Origin of the sequence: Caballeronia sp. GAWG1-5s-s (assembly GCF_023631445.1) — a bacterium.
In the GTDB taxonomy this organism is placed as follows: domain Bacteria; phylum Pseudomonadota; class Gammaproteobacteria; order Burkholderiales; family Burkholderiaceae; genus Caballeronia.
In genome coordinates, this window is record NZ_JALQDC010000030.1 from 227,311 (window position 1) to 247,487 (window position 20,177).

The window sequence follows — 20,177 nt, forward strand, 5'->3', positions numbered from 1 at the left end:
GCGTTACTTCGTGCCGACGGTTTGCAACGGCACCCACTTGCCATTGGCGACTTTATAGACCGTCACGCCGCCGTATTTCAGATCGCCGTAATTGTCGTACGACAGCTCGCTCGTAGTCACGCCTTTCATGTTCGTGCTCTTGAGCGCAGTAAGGAACACGCGCGGATCAGTGGAATCCGCTTTCTTCATTGCGTTGAAAACGGCCATGGTGCCGTCGTACGCATACGGCGCGTACAGCTCCACCGGCTTGCTGAAGTGCGCCTTGTAGTGCTCGGCGAACGCGTTGCCGCCCGGCATCTGCGCAAGCGGACTTCCCTCGGATGCCGCCAGCGTGCCTTCCGCCGCGCCGCCTGCGATCTTGATCAGGTTCTCGGACTGAAGCATGTCCGGGCCGATCAACACCGCCTTGATCGCGAGCGAACGCATTTGCTTCAGCATCGGCGCGGCTTGCGTATCGGCGCCGCCGTAGAAGACCGCATCGACGTCAGCGGACTTGATCTTCGTGAGGATCGCGCGAAAATCGACGGCCTTATCTGTTGTGTACTCCTGATCAACAATCGTCGCGCCCGCCGCCTTGGCTGCTTTCGCGAACTCTTCGGCAACGCCCTGGCCGTACGCGGTGCGGTCATCGACGATAGCGAGCCGCTTGAACTTGAGGCCCTTCGCGACGTATTCGCCGAGCACGCTGCCGAGTTGCGTATCGGATGTCAGCAGGCGAAACGTCGTCGGCAACCCGAGCCGCGTGTAGGAGGGCGCGGTCGCCATCGCGACTTCGGGAATGCCCGCTTTCGCATAGATCGGCGCGGCCGGAATGCTGGTGCCCGAGTTGTAGTGGCCGATGACAGCGACCACGCCATCGTCCACGAGCTTTTGAGCGACCGTGGTGCCGGTACGCGGATCGGCCTGATCGTCCTGCGCGTTGAGCACGAACTGAACGGGCTGACCGCCGATGACCGGCTTGGTCGCATTCATGTCTGCAATCGCGAGCTCGACGCCGCTCCGAAAATCCGCGCCGTAGTGCCCCTGGCCGCCGGTGAGCGGCGCCGCAAAGCCGATCTGGACGTTCTGCGGCGATGCCGACGCAGCCAGCGCGTACGGTGCGCTGGCGAAGGTGGAGCACGCAACCAGCGCGGCCGATACGTACGAAGTGGCGACTTTCATTGTCTCAGGCATCCTCTTTGGTTTGATCGTGTGTCGTAGTGTGGTGTTCTTTGTGGGCTTCATCGGCGCCGTCCAAGCACGGCGCGCACAAATATACGAAGCCGAAGATCGCCGCGTCTTGCGGGAAATAATCAGTGGCGATGCAGAAATCCGCATAGTTGCGCGGCGTTCGAGCGGCAGCGGCGCTATGTGCGTTGACTAGTCGGGTTTGTACCCGTGTTTGCGACACGCGAAGCTATGCCGATTTCATCACTCGCGCAGACGCGTTCGGCCAAGACGCTGGCAGTGCGCGCGCTTACCATTGCCTCATGAAAACACTCACTCACATCGAAGTCGTCGACTCCCATACCGGCGGAGAGCCGACTCGACTCGTTATCGCAGGCGGCCCCGATCTCGGTCGCGGTCCGCTGCCCGAACGCCTCGAGATTTTTCGCCGCGACTACGATCGTGTGCGCGCGGGCATCGTCAATGAGCCGCGCGGCTCGGACGTCATGGTTGGCGCGTTGTTGTGCGAACCGCACGATCCATCGTGCTCGGCGGGCGCCATCTTCTTCAATAACGTCGGCTTTCTCGGCATGTGCGGTCACGGCACTATCGGGCTCGTCGTTTCGCTCGCGCATCTCGGGCGCATCCAGCCCGGCGTGCATCGCATAGAAACGCCTGTCGGGATCGTCGAAGCGGAACTGCACAGCGATCTCAGCGTCACCGTGCACAACGTTCCTGCCTACCGTTACCGTACGCAAGTGCCGCTCGACGTGCCGAATCGCGGGCGCGTGCATGGGGATATCGCGTGGGGCGGCAACTGGTTCTTTCTCGTGTCCGATCATGGCCAGGCACTTGACTTCGCGCGCGTCGAATCGCTGACGGACGTTGCATGGGCGATCCGCGAAGCGCTCGAAGCAAACGGCATCACGGGTGAAGGCGGCGCGGTCATCGACCATATCGAACTGTTCGCCGATTCGACGACGCCCGATGTCGATAGCCGCAACTTCGTGCTGTGTCCCGGCAAGGCGTACGACCGCTCGCCGTGCGGAACGGGCACGAGCGCGAAGATCGCCTGTCTCGCGGCCGATGGCTTGCTTGCGCCGGGCGCGCTCTGGCGGCAGGAAAGCATCGTCGGCAGCGTGTTCGAGGCGCGTTATGAAAGCATGGACGATCACGCGGCGGGACGCGTGCGGCCGAGCATTCGCGGAACCGCGCATGTGAACGCCGAAGCGAAGCTCGTCTTTTCCAGCGACGATCCGTTCGCGTGGGGCATTCGCACGTGAACGCGCGTGCCGTCTCGGGACATGCCTGCCCGGATGTGATCGTGATCGGCGCGGGCATTGTCGGCGCGGCATGCGCGCGCGAACTCGCAAGCAAGGGCATGCATGTGCTCGTGCTCGATCGCGCGGGAATCGGCGGGGGCGTGACAGCGGCGGGCATGGGCCACGTCGTCGTGATGGACGATACGCCCGCTGAATTTGCGCTGTCGTCGTGGTCGCGTCAGCTATGGCTCGACCTCGCGCCGCGTCTCGACAAGCGTCAGGCTTTCGTGCGTTGCGGCACGCTCTGGGTCGCTGCCGACGACGAAGAATTCGATCTGGCGCGTGAGCGCCGCGATTCGCTCGCAAGCGAAAATATCGCATGCGACATGCTGGATACTCAGCAGTTGCGCGAAGCTGAGCCTGAACTGCGCGAAGGTTTCAGGGGCGGCATGATCGTCCCCGATGACGCCGTTGTCTACGCGCCGGCCGCCGCTGCGTGGCTGATCGCCGATGCATCGGGCGGAGGCCGCGTGAGTTGCAGGCTAGACGCACCGGTCGCGCGATTGACGCGCGAAGGCGTCGTGCTCGCGAGCGGCGAAGTCATCGCGGCGGGCGCGGTGCTCGTCGCGAATGGCTTGCAGGCCATCGACTTGATGCCCGAATTGCCAATGCAGGCGAAGAAGGGGCATCTGCTCATCACGGATCGCTATCCGGGCACCATCCGACATCAGATTCTCGAACTGGGCTATATCAAGAGCGCGCACAACGCGAGCGGTACGTCGGTGGCGTTCAACGTGCAGCCGCGTCCGACCGGGCAATTGTTGATCGGCTCGTCACGGCAGTTCGACAACGTGGATGCGGCCATCGAGCCCGAGATCATGGCGCGCATGCTTCGGCGAGCAAGCGAGTATCTTCCCCGGCTGCCGACGCTCAATGCAATTCGCGCGTGGACCGGATTCCGGCCCGCGACGCTCGACGGCTTGCCGCTCATCGGCCCGGCTGCCCAGTTCGTTAGCGACGATGCGGCGCACGTTCCGGTGTGGATTGCGACGGGACACGAAGGACTCGGCGTGACGACGGCGCTTGCCACCGCGAAGCTGATTGCCGCGCAAATGACGGGCGCGTCGTCACAATTGCCGATCGACGCGACGCCGTATCTGCCGTCGCGATTTCAGACGAGCCGCGTGACAGGTGGCATCAGCAACGGAGCCGTGCATGTCTGAGCGATCGTTGACGCTTCATATCGATGGACGCCCCTTGAGCGTGGCGAACGGCAGTTCGGTGCTGGCGGCCGTGGCGCTCGCCGCAGGTGGCGCGGGCTTCGTCACGCGGCGCTCGGTGAGCGGTGACGTCCGTGGTCCGTTGTGCGGCATGGGCATCTGCCAGGAATGCAGAGTGACGATCGATGGCGTGCGGCATCGGCTCGCTTGTCAGACGTTGTGCGCGCACGGTATGTCGGTTGAGACGGGAAGCGTAGCGCGATGAAGTTCGATGTCCTTATCATCGGCGCGGGTCCCGCTGGACTTCATGCGGCGCGTATTGCGGCAGAAGCGGGCGTGCAAGTCGGCATCATCGACGATAACGCGCTGCCCGGCGGTCAGATCTGGCGGCAAGGGCCGCAACACGCGCCGAAAGGCCCGGCGCGCGCCGCCATCGACGCGCTAGCTCGGCATAAGAACATCGCTCGTCTCTGTGGTACGCGCGTGGTGCAATCGCTGCCCGGTAAGACCTTGCTCGTCGAAGATGCGGCGCGCGGCTATCAGATCGGCTACGAGAATCTGATCGTCGCGACAGGCGCGCGCGAGCGCTTTCTGCCGTATCCCGGCTGGACGTTGCCGGGCGTGACGGGCGCAGGCGGCTTGCAGGCGTTGATCAAGGGCGGCATGCCGGTCGAGGGACAGCGTATCGTGATTGCGGGCACCGGGCCGCTTCTTTGGGCCGCGGCCATCACGGCGCGCCAACACGGCGCGACGGTGGCGGCTATCGTCGAGCAGGCTTCGGCAAGCCATGTTCGGCGCTTCGCCAGCGGCCTGTTGAAGACGCCCGCGAAGCTGTTGCAGGCGGCGCGCATGCGCTTCGCTCTGCGCGCGACGCCTTATTATCGCGGCGCTTACGTCGCGGAAGCGCACGGCGAGACGCACATGACGCGGGTGCGCGTGCGTCATGGCGACGAAGACATGAACATCGATTGCGATCGTTTAGCTTGCGCATATGGACTCGTGCCGAACGTTCAGATCGGCATCGCGCTCGGCTGTGAGGTTGTCGAGACACGATTCGAAACAGCATTACGTGTGGATGAATGGCAGGCCACTTCCGTGCCCGATGTCTATGCTGCGGGCGAGTGCGCGGGCGTGGGCGGCATGGAGCTTGCCGCGCTCGAAGGCCGCATAGCCGCGCATGCGGCGATGGGCGATCGCGAGCACGCTCGGGCGCTCTTCGCGGCGCGCGACGCGTATCGGCAATTCGCGCGACGCATGCACGAGGCGTTCGAGTTGCATCCTGAGCTTCGCACGTTAGCCCAACCGGGCACCATCTTGTGCCGATGCGAAGACGTCGCTTTCGGCGATGCCTCGAAGTATCGCTCGTGGCGCGACGCGAAGCTGCACACGCGCTGCGGCATGGGACCGTGTCAAGGGAAGATCTGCGGTGAAGCGGCTGCGTTCTGTTTCGGCTGGAGGACGGATGCGCAGCGTCCGCCGTTCGTGCCGGCGCGCATCGCAACGTTACTGGAGGTCGAGTCGTCTCTCGATGTCGATCACGCGCAATGAGCGATGCGGCAGGAGAGACAACGCGAATGCGTACCTGCAATGTTCGCCGACCGGGCGTCAGCACGCAAATCGGCAAACCCTACGTCGCTGTGCCAATTTCGTCACTGGTTTTCAGGAATCGACGCAAGCCTGAATGCTTCTGGCTTGTGATACTGCGGCATATCGCCAGTCGCATCGGCGAGTTCAATCAACGAATCATAGTCACCGAATGTCGAGGGCAACAACATGGGCAACAACATCTTCACGGGCACCATTCCGGCGCTCATGACGCCGTGCACGGCCGATCGCACGCCGGACTACGACGCGCTCGTCTCCAAAGGGCGCGAGCTCGTCGGCCTCGGCATGAACGCAGTGGTGTACTGCGGATCGATGGGCGACTGGCCCCTTCTGAGCGAAGCGCAGCGTCAGGAAGGCGTGGCGCGGCTCGTCGAGGCCGGCGTCCCGACTATCGTCGGCACCGGTGCGGTGAATTCGAAGGAAGCCGTATCGCATGCAGCGCACGCGGCGAAGGTCGGCGCCAGCGGCCTGATGGTCATTCCGCGGGTGCTGTCGCGCGGTGCGTCGCCTGCCGCGCAGAAGGCGCATTTCTCTGCCATTCTGGAAGCGGCGCCAGCGCTTCCCGCAGTCATCTATAACAGCCCTTACTACGGCTTCGCCACGCGCGCCGATCTGTTCTTCGAGCTGCGGGCCAAGTACCCGAACCTGATCGGGTTCAAGGAGTTCGGCGGCGCAGCGGACATGCGCTATGCAGCGGAGAACATCACCAGCCAGGACGAGAAGGTCACGTTGATGGTGGGCGTGGACACGCAGGTCTTTCACGGCTTCGTCAACTGCGGCGCGCGAGGCGCGATTACCGGCATCGGCAATGCGTTGCCGCGCGAAGTCTTGCACCTCGTCGATCTGTGCCGCAAAGCGAGCGATGGTGACGTGACGGCGCGTCGCCAGGCACGTGAACTTGAAAGCGCGCTTGCAGTGCTTTCATCATTCGACGAAGGCACGGATCTGGTGCTGTACTACAAATACCTGATGGTGCTCAACGGCGACAAGGAATACACGCTTCATTTCAATGAAACCGATGCACTCAGCGAAGCGCAACGCCGCTATGCAGAAACGCAATTCGAATTGTTCCGGAAGTGGTATGCCGGTTGGTCGAAAGAGATCAGTGCGTGAGCATTCAGGGGAAAGAGCGGCTTCGTAAGAGGCCGCTCAACGCGTGGGACGTCCGTAACGTACGCGCAATCGCCTTAATTGCGTCCATATCGTTTCCACGGCAGTGCGCGAAGCGTGAAAGCGAGCCATGCCGAGCTTTCTCGACATTGCTCTGTGCACCGAGGTCTTTGCCCCTTTCGTGGCATCATCGTGCACACCTTCACACCACTGCGAAAGCGATTGCCATGGCCACTTACATTGTTTTTACAAGAGAGAGCACGCAAGATCAGCAGGAACTCGACGTATATCAAAGCAAGGTCGGCGAGACCTTGCAAGGTCATCCCGTGAAAGTTCTCGCCGCTTACGGACCTCAGCAAGCCCTCGAAGGCGATGCGCCCGAGGGTGTCGTGATCGTGGAGTTCCCGTCGACCGACGCCGCGCGTGCATGGTACGACAGTCCGGCATATCAAGAGGTTGCGCAGCATCGGTTCCGAGGCGCGCGGTATCGCGCCGTTCTTGTGGAAGGCGTGTAGCGCACATCCGCAGTGACCGATTGGCTCGTTCCACCAGGTCGACCGGTCACGGCGCACTCGCGATAACCTCTGCCGGTGTCGACAACGCAACCGGCAGTCTTCACGTCCTAGATCGTGCCGATGCGCTCGCATCGGCATTGACTCCGGCATGCGTTTCGTCGATGTCGGCAGTCGCATTGCGATTCGTTATCGTCGCGTCGGTCTTCAAGTCACGTCTCGGACCATCTTCTCCCAAGCTCTGCCTTTTCTCCTTCTTCTCGTTTCGAGCTGTCCCAACTACTCTTGCTTTCGTGCGCCTCAATGCATCGCATACCGATGCGTTGTGCCGCTAGTGTGTGCGCCTTACCGGAGGTCGGAAGGGTGTCGTTTTGCACCACATAGCGGCTTCATGTAGTTAGGAACACGAATCGAAACAGCCAGTGCGCGAGCGATAACGCCCTAATTCACGCGCAAAGCTCAGAAGTAACTAGCCGCCTCAGCGCCTAGCCAAGGGAACAGAATGCCGAGAGACGTTGTAGCAAACACTTACTTCGTCGTGCAAAGCGGTAAAACAATCGCCCCGCGCATCGTGCGGCAGGCAACGGGATATATCGGTGAACGAAGGCTCATCGCTGGGTTAGAACGACCGCTTGTGCTCTTAGTCGGAAATAGCTACATCACTTGGGCAATCTGTTACACCAACTCTGAATAAGCTTATTAATAAAAGGGAATTATTTCGCCAAAACGGTCTGATCTTTGCCGTAAAGCAGACGAATGAAATAGTTTTCTCTACCTACGGTATGAATAAAAGAACGGGTTTTGCTCTTTCTTCCTGTTACAACACGAAACCCGATCGGTAGTTTGCGGACAGTACACTCCGGTCTCCTTGAGCAAACATGAATAATTTCCCGTGTCGTCGAATCGTCTACTCAAAGCACAGACCGAAAATTCCCTGATTAGCGTCTCTAACAATCTCCACGCATCCCTTACGCGTAGAAAGTTCCTGTCATTCGTGATGGCGGGTGCAGGCAGCGCCGCCTTGGCCGCCTGTGGCGGCGGTAGTGAAACAAATGCCGACGGGATGGGCGATACCGCCGCCGTCGCAAAGGCCGCGTCGTCGAACGGAACGACTATTCCGCCCGCAGCATCCATCACCGATAGCTCGGGCGCCGTCTGGACGCTCGTCGGCGGCCATGCGGTGCGCAACGGCACGGCGATGGGAACCGGCTCCCCGGTCGCGTACACGACGCTCGTCTACCTCAATGGCGCCATCTACGGCCGCAACACGGCGGGCAACTGGTTCAAGAGCGGCACGACGCCGTGGCAGAACCTCGGCACCGCAGACCCGCGTGGCACCACTGCAAGCAGCGGCTCGCAAGGCACGAGCAACACCAGCACGGCCGGCGTGCTGCAAGACAAGTCGTTCGGCGTGAAGGGCGATGGCTCGACCAACGACCGCGCGGCGCTTCAGGCTGCCATCGACGGCTCAGTCGGTCAGATTCTCCTCATCACGGGCAAGAGCCGCATCGACGCGACTGGCCTCACGCTGCGCTCGAACACGCATATCCGCTTCGCGCCCGGCGCGTCGATCAAGCTGCTGTCGCACAACAGCACCGGATACCAGATGATGCGCGTGTGGGACGTGAGCAACGTGAACATCGAAGCACCGTACCTCGATGGCAGTAAGGAATTGAACTCGGCCACCTCCGGCCAATGGGGCATGGGCATTTCGATCAACGGCTCCACTGGCGTCACGATCACGAACCCGACTACGATCAACTGCTGGGGCGACGGCATCTACATCGGCAATAGCCAGAGCGGCTCGAACAAGCCGAGCTCGAACGTGTCGATCAGCGGCCACCACGCGAACGGCTGCCGCCGTCAAGGCGCGACGATTGTGTCCGGCAGCGGCATCACGTTCACGAATCCGCTGTGGGAAAACATCTCCGGCACGGCGCCGTCGTATGGTCTCGACATCGAGCCGAACGACAACAACGCAGTGCTCCAGGGCATCAAGATCGTCAGCCCGACGACTCGGGGTTGCACCGGCGGCGGCATTCTGGTCTACCTCGGCGCGTTCCCTGGACCAGTCGCGAAGAACGTCGACATCCAGATCACGAACCATACCGACACCTGCACGAGCGATTCGTTCGCGGTCGGCGGTCTCCGGCTGAACGGCAGCGTCGTGACGGGCGCGATCACCACCACGAACCCGGTGTGGAAGCGCAACTGGTATCTCAGTCAGTGGGACAGCAACGGCCCGAAGGTGTCGGTCGTGAATCCCAAGGTCGGCTAAGCTCGTAGATCGAGCGACGTAGCGAACCGTTCTGAACAAAACGAACGGTTCGCTATGAAGCGTTTCGAATTAGTTAGCAACCCGTACGAAATAGCGATACCTGGTCAGCCGAGCCGTTGCTCGATAGCTTCGCCGACTTCCTTCGTACTGGCCTTGCCGCCCAGGTCGCCCGTGTGCGGCCCTTCCTTCAGCACGGCCTCGATGGCGGACAGAATCGCATCGTGCGCGGGGCGCTGGCCGAGGAAGTCGAGCATCATCGCGGCGGACCAGATCATCGCGATAGGATTGGCAATGCCTTTGCCCGCGATATCCGGCGCGGAGCCGTGCACGGGCTCGAAGAGCGACGGAAACGCGCGCTCGGGATTCATGTTGGCGGACGGCGCAATGCCGATCGTGCCGGTGCACGCGGGCCCGAGGTCCGAAAGAATGTCGCCGAAGAGGTTCGTCGCGACGACGACATCGAAGCGGTCCGGGTTCAGCACGAAGCGCGCGCACAAGATGTCGATATGCTGCTTGTCCCATGCGACGTCCGGATACTGCGCGGCGATTTCCGCGGCGCGGGCGTCCCACCACGGCATGCTGATGGAGATGCCATTGCTCTTGGTCGCCACCGTGATCTTCTTCGCGCGTTGCTGCGCGAGATCGAACGCGAACTTGAGCACGCGCTCCGCACCATGACGCGTGAAGATGGAGGTTTGCGACACGAACTCGCGCTCGGTGCCTTCGAAACTGACGCCGCCGACGGACGAGTATTCGCCTTCGGTGTTCTCGCGCACGATCATGAAGTCGATGTCGCCGGCCTTGCGGTTGGCGAGCGGCGAAGGCACGCCGTCGAAGAGACGCGCCGGCCGCAGGTTGATGTATTGATCGAACTCGCGGCGGAACTTCAGGAGCGACCCCCACAGCGAGATGTGATCGGGAACGCTTTGCGGCCAGCCGACGGCGCCGAACAGAATCGCGTCGGCGGTTTCGAGTTGCGCCTTCCAGTCGTCGGGCATCATCTGGCCGTGCGCGGCGTAGTAATCGCAGCTTGCCCATTCGATGTGCTGGTACTCCAGCGCGATGCCGAAGCGTTGGCTCACTGCATCAAGCGCGCGCAAGGCTTCGGGCATCACTTCCTTGCCGATTCCATCGCCGGGAATCACGGCTATGCGGTACTGGCTCTTTGACATTTCGGTCTGGCTCCTTCCTGTCTGGGCGTTTTTTCTGTTCGCGGGGCGCGGGTCATTTGCTGCGCTTGCCTGATCGTACCCGGGTTCTCGCGGTTCTTGCATTTTGAGTCAGGTGGTCTGGCGTTACCCGTCGACTCCTTGTCGCCGCCAACACGGCACAAGGCACGGCGCGTGCTGCGCACCGGGATTCCCGCAAGGAGATCCCATGAACACCTCATCGACCGCGACCACGCTGGACGCGGACGCGCCGCACGCGCAGCGCGTCGCCTGCACGCTGAAGATCAACGGCGAATCGCGTAGTTTCGACATCGAGCCGTGGACCACACTGCTCGACCTGCTGCGCGAACACTGCCAGCTTACCGGCACGAAGAAGGGCTGCGACCACGGACAATGCGGCGCGTGCACCGCGCTCGTCGATGGCCAGCGCATCAATACGTGTCTCGCGCTCGCCGTTTCGTACGACGGCGCGGCCATCACCACGATCGAAGGGCTGGCTGACGGCGACACGTTGCATCCGATGCAGCAGGCGTTCATCGACTGCGACGCCTTTCAGTGCGGCTACTGCACGCCGGGGCAAATCTGCTCGGCCGTCGGCATGCTCGCGGAAGGACACGCCCACGACGCCGCCGAGGTGCGCGAAGCGATGAGCGGCAACGTCTGTCGCTGCGGCGCGTATCCGAACATCGTGCAGGCCATTCTGCAGGCGTCGGGCGGGCAAGGCGTCGAAGGAACCGCCGTTCAGAACGAGGAGGCGCGCCCATGAACCGCTTCTCCTACACGCGCGCGAACGACGTATCCGCGGCGCTCGAAGCGCACCGCGCGCCGTCGGCGGCGTTTCTCGCGGGCGGCACGAACCTCGTCGATCTGATCAGGGAAGGCGTCGCGCGCCCCGAACGGCTCGTCGATATCCGCCGGCTGCCGATGACCGGCATCGAGCCGAACGCGGACGGCGGCATGGACATCGGCGCGCTCGCCACGAACAGCGCCGTGGCCTACGACGAACGCATCGAGTCGCGCTATCCGCTGCTGTCGAAGGCGATTCTCGCCGGCGCGTCCGCGCAGATTCGCAATGTCGCGACCGTCGGCGGCAACATGCTGCAACGCACGCGCTGCCATTATTTCTACGACACCGCCACGCCATGCAACAAGCGCCAGCCGGGCAGCGGCTGCGGCGCGATGAATGGCGTCAACCGCATCCACGCCATTCTCGGCGCGAGCGAGCATTGCATCGCCGTTCATCCGTCTGACATGTGCGTAGCGCTCGCCGCGCTCGACGCGTCCGTGCGCGTCGCGAGCGACGACGGCGAGCGCGTCATCCCGTTCGACGCGTTTCACCGGCTTCCCGGCGATACCCCGCACATCGACACGAACCTGCGCGACGACGAGATCATCGTCGGAATCACCTTGCCCGCCGATGGCTTCGCTCAACACAACGCCTACGTGAAAGTGCGTGATCGCGCGTCGTATGCGTTCGCGCTGGTGTCGGTCGCGCTCGCGCTCAAGCTCGACGGCAATCGCATCGAAGAAGTGCGTTGCGCGCTCGGCGGCGTGGCCCATATGCCGTGGCGCAACCGCGACGCCGAAGCCGCGTTGCGCGGCAAGACGCTCGACGCCGCCACGGTGCGCGACTTTGCGAGCGCAATGGTGCGCGACGCGCGCGGCCGTCCCGGCAACGCATTCAAGATCGAACTGACCGCGCGCGCCATCGAGCGCGCTTTCGAACAGGCATCGGGTATCAGCCTCGCCAGCAGAGAGGACGACGCATCATGAATTCTCCGAACGAACTGGAACGCATTGCGCGGCAGGGCGCGCACTTCAGCGGCAAGCCCGTCAACCGCGTCGACGGCAGAAAGAAGGTGACGGGCGAGGTGCGATACGCAGGCGAATTCTTCGCGGATGACATGAGCTATGGCTTCGTTCTTCCGAGTCGCATCGCGAGCGGGCGCATCGTGTCGATCGAATCGCGGCGCGCGCTCGAATTGCCCGGCGTGCTGATGGTGCTCACGCATGAAAATCGCCCCGAGTTGCCGCTCAACGATGCCGCGTGGAAAGACCAGTCCGCGCCGGGCGGCATGCCGTTTCGGCCGCTCTGGGACGATCGCATCTGGTATAGCGGCCAGCCGGTCGCGCTCGTCGTCGCGGAAAGTTATGAGCTCGCGCGTCATGCGGCGTCGCTGATCGAAGTGACCTACGAGCGCACGAGCCACTGCACGGATCTGCGCGAAGTCGAGGCGGACAGCTATCCGCCATCGACCGAAAAAGGCGGCTTCGAGCCGCCGCCACCGCCGCGCGGCGATGCCGACGGCGCGCTGGCCGCGGCCGCGTTCAAGATCGACTGCCGCTATTCGACGCCGGCTGAGTATCACAACCCGATCGAGTTGCACGGCTGCACGGTCATTCCCGAGCCGTCCGGCAAGTTCATCGTCTATGAAAAGACGCAGGGCGTGCTCAACACCAAGCAGTATCTGACGAAAATCTTCGGCTTTGACGACGACATGCTCGAAGTCGTCTCGCCGTTCGTCGGCGGCGCGTTCGGCTCGGGCTTGCGTCCGCAATATCATCTGCCGCTGGCCGTCATGGCCGCGCGCGATCTGAAGCGCCCCGTGCGCGTGGTCTTGACGCGGCAGCAGATGTTCACGTTCGCGCACCGGCCGATGAGTCTGCAACGCGTCGCGCTGGCCGCGAACCGTGACGGCAAGCTTGAGGCGATCATCCACGAGGCGGTGTCCGAGACGTCGCAATACGAGGACTACTGCGACGTCATGGTGAACTGGGCCGGACAGCTCTATGCGTGCGACAACGTGCGGCTCGACTACAAGGTGAGCAAGCTCGACGTGCCGACGCCCGCCGACATGCGCGCGCCGGGCGCGGCGCAGGCGCTGTTTCCGCTGGAAATGGCGATGGACGAGCTCGCCGAGGCGCTCGGCATGGACCCGCTGAAGCTGCGGCTCATCAACTATGCGGAGCGGGACGGTAACAAGAACCTGCCGTTTTCCAGCAAGGCGTTGCGCGAGTGTTTCGAAGAGGGCGCGGCACGCTTCGGCTGGGACAAGCGTCCGCTCGCGCCGCGCTCGATGCGCGAAGGAAACGAACTCGTCGGCTGGGGCATGGCGACAGGCATCTGGGACGCAATGCAGAACGAGGCGTCCGCGCTCGCGGAGATCGGAGCGGACGGGCGAGTCGTCGTGGCGAGCGCGACGGCGGACATCGGCACGGGCACCTATACGGTGATGACGCAGCTCGCCGCCGATGCGCTCGGCGTGCCGCTCGAACACGTCGATTTCCGTCTGGGCGACAGCCGTCTGCCGAAGGCGCCGCTCGAAGGCGGATCGTGGACCGTGTCGTCGGTCGGAAGCGCGGTGCATGCGGCGTGCACGCGGCTGCGCGGCAAGCTCGCGTCGCTCGCGAAGGAACACGGCGGCGATGCGTTCGCGCGCGCGCAGCCGGACGCGGTGCGGCTCGACGGCGATTACGTCGTGTGCGGCGAAGGCACCGAGCAACGACTATCGCTGCGCGAACTGCTGACGCGCGCGGGCCTGAACTCGCTCGATGCGCAGGTGACCGTGACGCCGCACGACAAGCAGCAGTCGTACTCGATCGCCACGCACTCCGCGGTGTTCGTCGAAGCGCGCGTCGATGCGGCGCTCGGCACCGTGCGCGTGACGCGCGTGGTCAACGCGGTGGCGGCGGGTCGCATCGTGAATCCGAAGACGGCGGCGAGTCAGGTGTCGGGCGGCGTGGTGTGGGGCATCAGCATGGCGCTGCACGAGCACGGGCAATTCGATCACGAACTCGGCCGGCAGATGAACCACAACCTGTCGGAGTATCACGTTCCGGTGAACGCGGATATACACGACATCGACGTGATCTTCGTCGACGAGCACGACGACGTGGTGAATCCGCTGGGCGCGAAGGGCGTGGGAGAGATCGGCGTGGTGGGCGTGGCGGCGGCTGTCGCCAACGCAATCTGGCACGCGACGGGCAAGCGCGTGCGGGATTTGCCGATAACGCTCGACACGCTCTTCGCGTGACGGATGCGCGGGCGTAAGTCCGCGCCGACTTGCTAGCCGTATCTGAGCGCTTGCTCGCAACGCTTCGATCCCGGTTCGAAGATATGCCGCATGATCGCGTCGTTGACTTCCTCTGCGTGCGTGAGCGGCCCCATATGACCCGCGCCCGCGACGATCGCAAGCCGCGCACGCGGCAACATGTGCGGCAAGCGCTCGGCCAATGCACGCGTGGGTAGCGGCGCGTGCTCGCCGCGCATGACGAGAACGGGCATGCGCAAGTCAGCGTAGGGCGCATCGGACGTGGGTTCATCGAGCAGCGCGCGAAAGTCGAGCGGCGCTTTTGGCACCCAGCGCGTGAGCGCGGCTTTCACGGAGGGCCGTAGCGCCTCCCACGCACCCGCGCCGCCCCAATAGTCGACGAACGATGCCGCCGCTCCCCGATAGTCGCCGCAACTCACGCCATCGGCCGTGCGCTTCGATATCGCGTTGATTTCGGCGAGCGCGCGCGCGCCATGCTGGCCCATCGTCTTCAGCAGATAAAACGCCGATGGCTCGTAGAGCGATAAGCTCGCGATACGCTGCGGCCGTTCCATTGCGGCGCGAAGCGCCACGCCGCCTCCGTACGAGTGCCCGATGAGATGCACCTTGCCGCAAGTCGAATCGATGAGATCGACGGTTCTTTCGGCTTCATCGGCGAGCGTGAACGCGTGCTCGCCGCTCCACGGTCCCGTGCTGTCGCAGCCGTAGTGCTCGGGCGCGATGAACGATACGCGCGAGCCGAGCGCCTCGCTCAACTTGCGCCACTGTGCTGCGCCCGCGCCCGAGCAATGCAGCGCGATGACAGTCGATGCCGGCGACATCGGCTCCTTCGAGAATGCGTTGCGCATATCGTTCATCTACCTCTCCATATCGAGCGCACGCATGCGGCGCTCCAGTTCGACGATATCCGAAGCCGATGCGAGATAAGCATCGCGACGGCTGTTCTCCGCTCGATCGAGCGCCCGCTTGAGCCACAAGAAAAGATAGATGAACACGATCGCCTCCAACCACGCAGACTTGCGCGGTCCTTCGCATCGAACATACGAGGCGAAGGACCGAACCGAGCAGCGCTCAAACCACGACGCCGATCCGCGATAGCGCAAGCCGAAGTGTGAAGAAGCACACGGACGACAACAACGGCATGCCCATGCATAAGGACTCGCGCCGCAACTCTGTCGAAGAGACGAGCACGTGCAGGCGCAACCCGAAGTCCAGCGCTTCGTCGAGCATATGTTTGAGCAGGATCATTTCCTTTCCACCACGACTTCGAGGTATTCACTCGGCAAGACGAGGGTCTCGTCGCCGGAACGATTGCGACTCTCGATGAGCGCCATCAGATCAGCGAGAAACGCGGCTTGCCGCTCGCCTTCGAGCGCGGCGAAGGCCTTGTTCATCGGGCCGTAATAGCTGCGGAATACGTCGACGAAATGCTCCGCCGACCGGTAACGGAACACGAAACCACGCTTCGCCGCGCTGATGCGCGCCGCACCGCTTCCGAGCAATTCGGCGATGCGCGTCTCGGTGCCCCACTGCGCAGGCGACTTCACGCCAGTGGGCGGCGTGATGTATTGGCCCATCGTCTTGAACACCTGTCCGATGAAGCTCTCTGGCGTCCAGTTCGCCAGGCCGATTTTTCCGCCCGGCCGGCACACGCGCAGCAGTTCGCTCGCCGCCTGTTGCTGGTTCGGCGTGAACATGACGCCGAACGTCGATAGCACGACATCGAACGATGCATCCGGGAAAGGCAAGGCCTCGGCGTCTGCTTCCTGAAAGTGCACCGCGAGGCCTTCCGCTTGGGCGCGTGCGCGACCCGCATCGAGCAGCGAAGCGACATAGTCGGTGGAAATGACATCGCAATAACGGCGCGCGGCGGCGAGCGTCGCATTGCCGTTACCCGCTGCGACATCCAGCACGCGACTGCCCGAGCGCAGGTCGAGCGCCTCGCAAAGATGCTCTCCGACGATCTGCAAGGTAGTGCCGATGACTGCGTAGTTGCCCGTCGACCAGGCAGCGTGCTGACGGACCTTGACGGCGGCGAGATCGGCGGCGGGCGAGAATGCGGTAGCGACTGCGGACATGACATGGCTCCTGATAGACAAGATGGCAGCGTCGCAAGACCACTCACGCGTGCTGCCTGTTTGCGGATTGCTACGGAACAACGCGAACAACGCGAACTACTTGAACAACGAACTACTCGGCGACGCTTAACCCAGAGCCGCCCATTTCCTTCGGCAAGTCCTGCATCTTCGGCAGACCGTCCTTCATCGGCAGCTTCGATTCCATGTAGTGCACATGCAGGCCTGGTTCGTACGGGAAGTCATCGATCACGGCGGCATAAACGTCGGTCAGCCCCCAATGCGGATGCTCGGTGAAGAGATGCCCGCCGCAATTGGTGCACCATTTTCGATAGCTGTGCTCAGTATTGTTGTAAGTGGCGATATGGTCCGCGCCACGAATGATGCGCAGCGCATCCGGCTTCCAGAGCGTGAACGCGTTGACGGGGCCCGCGGACCAGCGTCGGCACGACGCGCAATGGCAATAGCCCATGCCTTCCGGCTTCCCGTTCACCGTGAACTGCACCGCGCCGCAAAAACAACTGCCTTGGTAAGTAGCTGTGTCATTCATCGGAAGACCCCTCGTTAGTGTGGGTTGGCGAACGTTACGACTGGGCTTAACCTTGCGTCAGTGGTGTTTCGCGTGGATGCCAGTATCGGCGCGCGGACCGCTTCGTTGAATGACCGAGCGTCCAGATGTTTTGCGCGGGACGCCGAAACTTTGGGACTGGCCATGGATGCGCTTTCCGACGTTCTTCGTCTTCTGCGTCTCAGCGGAGCCGTGTATCTGAACGGCGATTTCACGGCGCCGTGGTGCGTGGTCGGGCAAGTCGCGCCCGCCATGTGCGCGACGTTCCTGCCGCGCGCCGAGCGCGTCGTGTCGTATCACCTCATTCTGGAAGGCAGTTGCAGGGCGGCGTTGACCGACGACCCCGCGTCGGCCATTCGCGTCGATGCGGGGGAACTGCTCGTCGTGCCACGAGGCGAGGCGCATCTGATGGGCAGTTCGCTCGATCTCGAGCCGACGCCCGCCGAGGAACTCGTGGCGAGATATCTGGCGACCTCCCCCGGCGACGTGATGCGCCTATGCGTCGGTGGAGAGGGCGCGGAAAAGGAAGGGGCAAAGGAAGCGGTTCGCACGCGGATCGTGTGCGGCTTTCTCGCTTGCGACGATATGCTCGTTAATCCAGTGCTTTCTTCGTTGCCGCGTCTCTTCAAGATCGACATGCGCAACGATCCGCAATCCGCGTGGCTCGAATCGTCGCTGAGATTCGCGGTGACGGAGGCGGCCGAGTGGCGTCCCGGCAGCGCGACCGTGCTTGCGCGGCTCTCGGAACTGCTCTTCGTGGAAGCAGTGCGGCGCTGCATTGCATCGATGCCCGAGGATCGTCGTGGCTGGCTCGCGGGCGTCGAAGACCGTTTCGTCGGCAAGGCGCTCGCGTTGCTGCACGCGCAGCCGGGTCATGACTGGACCGTCGATGAACTGGCGCGCCGCGTCGGTCTCTCGCGTTCCGCGCTCGCGCAGCGGTTCACGCAATTGCTCGGTCAGGCGCCGATGCAATACCTCGCGTGCTGGCGCTTGCAAGTGGCCGCGCAGGACCTGCTCGCCGGGCCGCGACCGATTGCGGCCGTGGCGGAACGCGTGGGCTATGAATCGGAGGCGGCGTTCAATCGGGCGTTCAAGCGCCAGTTCGGGATGCCGCCCGCGAGCTGGCGGCGTAGTCAGGGCCGCGCGGGTAGCGATGCCTCGTCGAGCGTCGTCGGTGCCGAAGCGGACGAGGAAGCGTGCGCGTCATTCGCCGTGCCAACGGGTGTGGGACCGCATCGCGAACATCGGATGAACGACGCAGCGTAACGTCCGGCACTGATCGCTATCGACCGCCGACGAGTCAAACGAAGCGATGCCGATCGGGCCAACGCGAATGGCTACGATCGGCAAAACGCCGGTCATCGCCGCTGTTCGGCAAGCCACGCTCGCCATCCCCCGAACGCCGAGATGTCCGTGCCCGATTGCACGCCATACGGTTCGCAGAGAAAGCCGATTACCCACGACCCGTCCGCGAGTTCGACCTTGCCCAAGGCAAGCGGCGAGGGAACGGTCGCGATGAACGAGCCGAGTTCGGCGAACGGCATCTCCCACACTTCCACCGCGATTTCGACGCCGTTTTCCGCCACGCGCCACATGCCCGGCCGACGCGTTCCATCGGCCGACGCCGGCAGCGCCGCGAGCCGATACGACGCAGCGGTGCGCGTTGCCTGCACGAGATGCGCGCCTCGCGCCAGCAGGTCCCGGTTGAGCGGCAAGCCCTGCATATGCGCGCCGCACACCGCGATGCGAACGCGATCGTTCGTGGCGATGCTTCGCTCGTCCGCCGACATCACGTTGCCGCCGACGCATGCGATGCCGCTCGCGCGTTGCAGCAAGTCGGCGACGCCCAGCAGATACTGGTCCGTGAAAGCGCGGCCGAAGACGGTGACGCCCCACGCCAGACCGTTCTGCATGAAAGCTGTCGGCGTCGCGACGGCGGCGTAGTCGAGCAGGTTCATGAAGTTGGTGTAGTGACCGAGCAGGGAGTTCGGTCCGATAGGATCAGCTTCCAGTTCGGCGAGCGTGACCGGACGCGGATACGTCGGCGTCAGAACGAAGTCGAGTGAATCGAGCGACGCATCGCAGATTGCCTTCAGCGCCTGCAAGCGGTACTGCGCGCGGAACAGGTCGACAGCGGTCGCGCCGGGCGCCTTCGCCAGCACGTCGCGGATGACGGGCAGCACCGCATCGGGCTGCGAGAGCATCAGGTCGCGCACCACGCTGTAACGCTCCGCGACCCAGGGACCTTGATAAAGCAGCTGCGCCGCCTCGATGAACGGCTCGAAGTCGATCTCGACGGCCTCGCCACCGGCTGCTTCGAGCATCGCGCGAGCCTCATCGAACAATGCGGGACTTTCTGCGCATCCCGCGAATTCCAGTTGCGCAGGCACGCCGAAGCGAAACGCGGCGGGCGTGCCGAATGCACGCGTCGTGTTCCACTGCGGATTCTTGCGGCTATAGGCATCGCGGTCGTCCGCTTGCGCGGTGAGCGCGAGCAGTTCGCTCGCTTCTTGCGCCGTCGCCGTGAAGTAGGTCACGCAGTCCAGCGTGCGGCAGGCGGGCACGACGCCGGCCATCGAAAGCAGGCCCTTCGTCGGCTTGAGTCCGACGAGGTTGTTCAGCGCGGCGGGCACGCGGCCCGAACCGGCCGTGTCCGTGCCGAGCGCGAAGCTCGCCACGCCGAGCGCGACGGCGAGCGATGATCCCGCGCTCGATCCGCCCGACGGATACTCCGGGCGCACGCTGTTGCGGCACTTGCCGTACGGCGAGCGCGTGCCGTTGAGACCGGTCGCGAACTGATCGAGGTTGGTCTTGCCGAGCGGTATCGCGCCGAGTTCGATGAGGCGCGCGACGACGGTCGCCGACTCCGATGGCGTGTAGGCGAACGCGGGGCAGGCGGCTGTCGTCTGTATGCCCGCGAGGTCGATGTTGTCCTTGATCGCGAACGGAATGCCGTAGAGTGGCATCGCTTCGGAGTCCTGCGCGTCGAGCCGTTCGAGATATGGCGCGAGTTCCGCTTCGCTCAAAAGGTGAATGAAGAGATTGAACTCGGGATTCAGCGTCGCGGCCTTGTCGCGCAATTGCGCAATCAACGCGCGCGGCGTGAGTGTCTTCGCGCGGTACGCGGACCGAAGCGTGGATAGGCGCAGATCGAATGACGGCATGGTGGTGTATCCCGTG

General features: G+C 63.5%; 19 protein-coding genes. 11 read left to right on the plus strand and 8 right to left on the minus strand.

The genetic code is table 11. The features are described 5' to 3' along the window. Positions 1-3: 3 nt before the first annotated feature. Positions 4-1,173: a branched-chain amino acid ABC transporter substrate-binding protein gene (locus NCR34_RS23425; protein ID WP_371747468.1), complete on the minus strand. Its 1,170-nt coding sequence runs from the start codon at positions 1,171-1,173 to the stop codon at positions 4-6. Between the two features lie 296 nt (positions 1,174-1,469). Between NCR34_RS23425 and NCR34_RS23430 the strand changes: the two genes are divergently transcribed. The 7 genes from NCR34_RS23430 to NCR34_RS23460 all read left to right on the plus strand — a co-directional run bounded on the left by NCR34_RS23430 (position 1,470) and on the right by NCR34_RS23460 (position 9,133). Beyond that, entirely contained in the window at positions 1,470-2,429 is a 960-nt protein-coding gene (locus tag NCR34_RS23430) for a 4-hydroxyproline epimerase (protein WP_284506670.1), read from the plus strand. Continuing rightward, on the plus strand, positions 2,411-3,631 hold the full coding sequence (locus NCR34_RS23435; RefSeq protein ID WP_248323397.1) for an NAD(P)/FAD-dependent oxidoreductase: 1,221 nt from the start codon (positions 2,411-2,413) through the stop codon (positions 3,629-3,631). Before NCR34_RS23430 ends, NCR34_RS23435 begins: the two co-directional genes overlap by 19 nt. Then, positions 3,624-3,893 (plus strand): 2Fe-2S iron-sulfur cluster-binding protein, encoded by a 270-nt coding sequence (locus tag NCR34_RS23440; RefSeq protein ID WP_248323396.1) that lies wholly within the window; start codon positions 3,624-3,626, stop codon positions 3,891-3,893. The genes NCR34_RS23435 and NCR34_RS23440 overlap by 8 nt, the downstream gene beginning before the upstream one ends. Beyond that, on the plus strand, positions 3,890-5,176 hold the full coding sequence (locus NCR34_RS23445) for an FAD-dependent oxidoreductase (protein ID WP_250501169.1): 1,287 nt from the start codon (positions 3,890-3,892) through the stop codon (positions 5,174-5,176). Before NCR34_RS23440 ends, NCR34_RS23445 begins: the two co-directional genes overlap by 4 nt. Positions 5,177-5,401: 225 nt before the next feature. Further along, entirely contained in the window at positions 5,402-6,346 is a 945-nt protein-coding gene (locus NCR34_RS23450; protein WP_250501170.1) for a dihydrodipicolinate synthase family protein, read from the plus strand. A 224-nt stretch (positions 6,347-6,570) separates the two neighbouring features. Next, complete coding sequence (locus NCR34_RS23455) at positions 6,571-6,858, plus strand: DUF1330 domain-containing protein (RefSeq protein ID WP_248323393.1); 288 nt, start codon at positions 6,571-6,573, stop codon at positions 6,856-6,858. Positions 6,859-7,918: 1,060 nt separating this feature from the next. After that, the gene (locus NCR34_RS23460; RefSeq protein WP_248323392.1) at positions 7,919-9,133 is read left to right on the plus strand and encodes a right-handed parallel beta-helix repeat-containing protein; all 1,215 of its coding nucleotides are present in this window, start codon (positions 7,919-7,921) and stop codon (positions 9,131-9,133) included. A gap of 104 nt (positions 9,134-9,237) precedes the next feature. Here NCR34_RS23460 and NCR34_RS23465 read toward each other — a convergent pair whose 3' ends face one another. Further along, a complete protein-coding gene (locus NCR34_RS23465; protein ID WP_250501171.1) occupies positions 9,238-10,305 on the minus strand; it encodes a tartrate dehydrogenase in 1,068 nt (355 codons plus the stop codon). Between the two features lie 205 nt (positions 10,306-10,510). On the opposite strand from NCR34_RS23465, the gene NCR34_RS23470 reads away from it, so the two are divergent. The 3 genes from NCR34_RS23470 to NCR34_RS23480 are packed head-to-tail and all read left to right on the plus strand — an operon-like array spanning position 10,511 to position 14,336. Further along, positions 10,511-11,068 carry a (2Fe-2S)-binding protein gene (locus NCR34_RS23470; protein WP_248323390.1) on the plus strand — a complete coding sequence of 186 codons (558 nt, stop codon included), beginning with the start codon at positions 10,511-10,513 and terminating at the stop codon, positions 11,066-11,068. Beyond that, a complete protein-coding gene (locus NCR34_RS23475) occupies positions 11,065-12,075 on the plus strand; it encodes an FAD binding domain-containing protein (RefSeq protein WP_250501172.1) in 1,011 nt (336 codons plus the stop codon). Before NCR34_RS23470 ends, NCR34_RS23475 begins: the two co-directional genes overlap by 4 nt. Next, a complete protein-coding gene (locus NCR34_RS23480) occupies positions 12,072-14,336 on the plus strand; it encodes a xanthine dehydrogenase family protein molybdopterin-binding subunit (protein ID WP_248323388.1) in 2,265 nt (754 codons plus the stop codon). The genes NCR34_RS23475 and NCR34_RS23480 overlap by 4 nt, the downstream gene beginning before the upstream one ends. Positions 14,337-14,368: 32 nt before the next feature. Here NCR34_RS23480 and NCR34_RS23485 read toward each other — a convergent pair whose 3' ends face one another. The 5 genes from NCR34_RS23485 to NCR34_RS23505 form a co-directional block, all read right to left on the minus strand. Next, positions 14,369-15,211 carry an alpha/beta fold hydrolase gene (locus NCR34_RS23485; protein ID WP_250501173.1) on the minus strand — a complete coding sequence of 281 codons (843 nt, stop codon included), beginning with the start codon at positions 15,209-15,211 and terminating at the stop codon, positions 14,369-14,371. Continuing rightward, positions 15,212-15,349, minus strand: a complete 138-nt coding sequence (locus NCR34_RS23490) for a DUF3563 family protein (protein WP_248323386.1) — start codon at positions 15,347-15,349, stop codon at positions 15,212-15,214. 76 nt (positions 15,350-15,425) lie between these two features. Then, a complete protein-coding gene (locus NCR34_RS23495) occupies positions 15,426-15,602 on the minus strand; it encodes a hypothetical protein (protein ID WP_248323385.1) in 177 nt (58 codons plus the stop codon). Then, a complete protein-coding gene (locus NCR34_RS23500) occupies positions 15,599-16,432 on the minus strand; it encodes a class I SAM-dependent methyltransferase (RefSeq protein ID WP_248323384.1) in 834 nt (277 codons plus the stop codon). Before NCR34_RS23500 ends, NCR34_RS23495 begins: the two co-directional genes overlap by 4 nt. Before the next feature lie 112 nt (positions 16,433-16,544). Then, entirely contained in the window at positions 16,545-16,979 is a 435-nt protein-coding gene (locus NCR34_RS23505) for a GFA family protein (RefSeq protein WP_248323383.1), read from the minus strand. Between the two features lie 162 nt (positions 16,980-17,141). Here NCR34_RS23505 and NCR34_RS23510 point away from each other — a divergent pair, with 162 nt between their 5' ends. Beyond that, complete coding sequence (locus NCR34_RS23510; RefSeq protein WP_248323382.1) at positions 17,142-18,263, plus strand: AraC family transcriptional regulator; 1,122 nt, start codon at positions 17,142-17,144, stop codon at positions 18,261-18,263. A 92-nt stretch (positions 18,264-18,355) separates the two neighbouring features. Here NCR34_RS23510 and atzF read toward each other — a convergent pair whose 3' ends face one another. Further along, entirely contained in the window at positions 18,356-20,161 is a 1,806-nt protein-coding gene (gene atzF, locus NCR34_RS23515; protein WP_250501174.1) for an allophanate hydrolase, read from the minus strand. Between the last annotated feature and the right edge of the window lie 16 nt (positions 20,162-20,177).

What these genes read in the sequence shown, in the direction of transcription:
- NCR34_RS23495 (WP_248323385.1), bottom strand. Translation starts at nt 15,602, where the DNA reads ATGATCCTGCTCAAACATATGCTCGACGAAGCGCTGGACTTCGGGTTG.
- NCR34_RS23465 (WP_250501171.1), bottom strand. Translation starts at nt 10,305, where the DNA reads ATGTCAAAGAGCCAGTACCGCATAGCCGTGATTCCCGGCGATGGAATC.
- NCR34_RS23485 (WP_250501173.1), bottom strand. Translation starts at nt 15,211, where the DNA reads ATGAACGATATGCGCAACGCATTCTCGAAGGAGCCGATGTCGCCGGCA.
- atzF (WP_250501174.1), bottom strand. Translation starts at nt 20,161, where the DNA reads ATGCCGTCATTCGATCTGCGCCTATCCACGCTTCGGTCCGCGTACCGC.
- NCR34_RS23510 (WP_248323382.1), top strand. Translation starts at nt 17,142, where the DNA reads ATGGATGCGCTTTCCGACGTTCTTCGTCTTCTGCGTCTCAGCGGAGCC.
- NCR34_RS23475 (WP_250501172.1), top strand. Translation starts at nt 11,065, where the DNA reads ATGAACCGCTTCTCCTACACGCGCGCGAACGACGTATCCGCGGCGCTC.
- NCR34_RS23480 (WP_248323388.1), top strand. Translation starts at nt 12,072, where the DNA reads ATGAATTCTCCGAACGAACTGGAACGCATTGCGCGGCAGGGCGCGCAC.
- NCR34_RS23470 (WP_248323390.1), top strand. Translation starts at nt 10,511, where the DNA reads ATGAACACCTCATCGACCGCGACCACGCTGGACGCGGACGCGCCGCAC.
- NCR34_RS23460 (WP_248323392.1), top strand. Translation starts at nt 7,919, where the DNA reads ATGGGCGATACCGCCGCCGTCGCAAAGGCCGCGTCGTCGAACGGAACG.
- NCR34_RS23505 (WP_248323383.1), bottom strand. Translation starts at nt 16,979, where the DNA reads ATGAATGACACAGCTACTTACCAAGGCAGTTGTTTTTGCGGCGCGGTG.
- NCR34_RS23455 (WP_248323393.1), top strand. Translation starts at nt 6,571, where the DNA reads ATGGCCACTTACATTGTTTTTACAAGAGAGAGCACGCAAGATCAGCAG.
- NCR34_RS23445 (WP_250501169.1), top strand. Translation starts at nt 3,890, where the DNA reads ATGAAGTTCGATGTCCTTATCATCGGCGCGGGTCCCGCTGGACTTCAT.
- NCR34_RS23450 (WP_250501170.1), top strand. Translation starts at nt 5,402, where the DNA reads ATGGGCAACAACATCTTCACGGGCACCATTCCGGCGCTCATGACGCCG.
- NCR34_RS23425 (WP_371747468.1), bottom strand. Translation starts at nt 1,173, where the DNA reads ATGCCTGAGACAATGAAAGTCGCCACTTCGTACGTATCGGCCGCGCTG.
- NCR34_RS23430 (WP_284506670.1), top strand. Translation starts at nt 1,470, where the DNA reads ATGAAAACACTCACTCACATCGAAGTCGTCGACTCCCATACCGGCGGA.
- NCR34_RS23500 (WP_248323384.1), bottom strand. Translation starts at nt 16,432, where the DNA reads ATGTCCGCAGTCGCTACCGCATTCTCGCCCGCCGCCGATCTCGCCGCC.
- NCR34_RS23440 (WP_248323396.1), top strand. Translation starts at nt 3,624, where the DNA reads ATGTCTGAGCGATCGTTGACGCTTCATATCGATGGACGCCCCTTGAGC.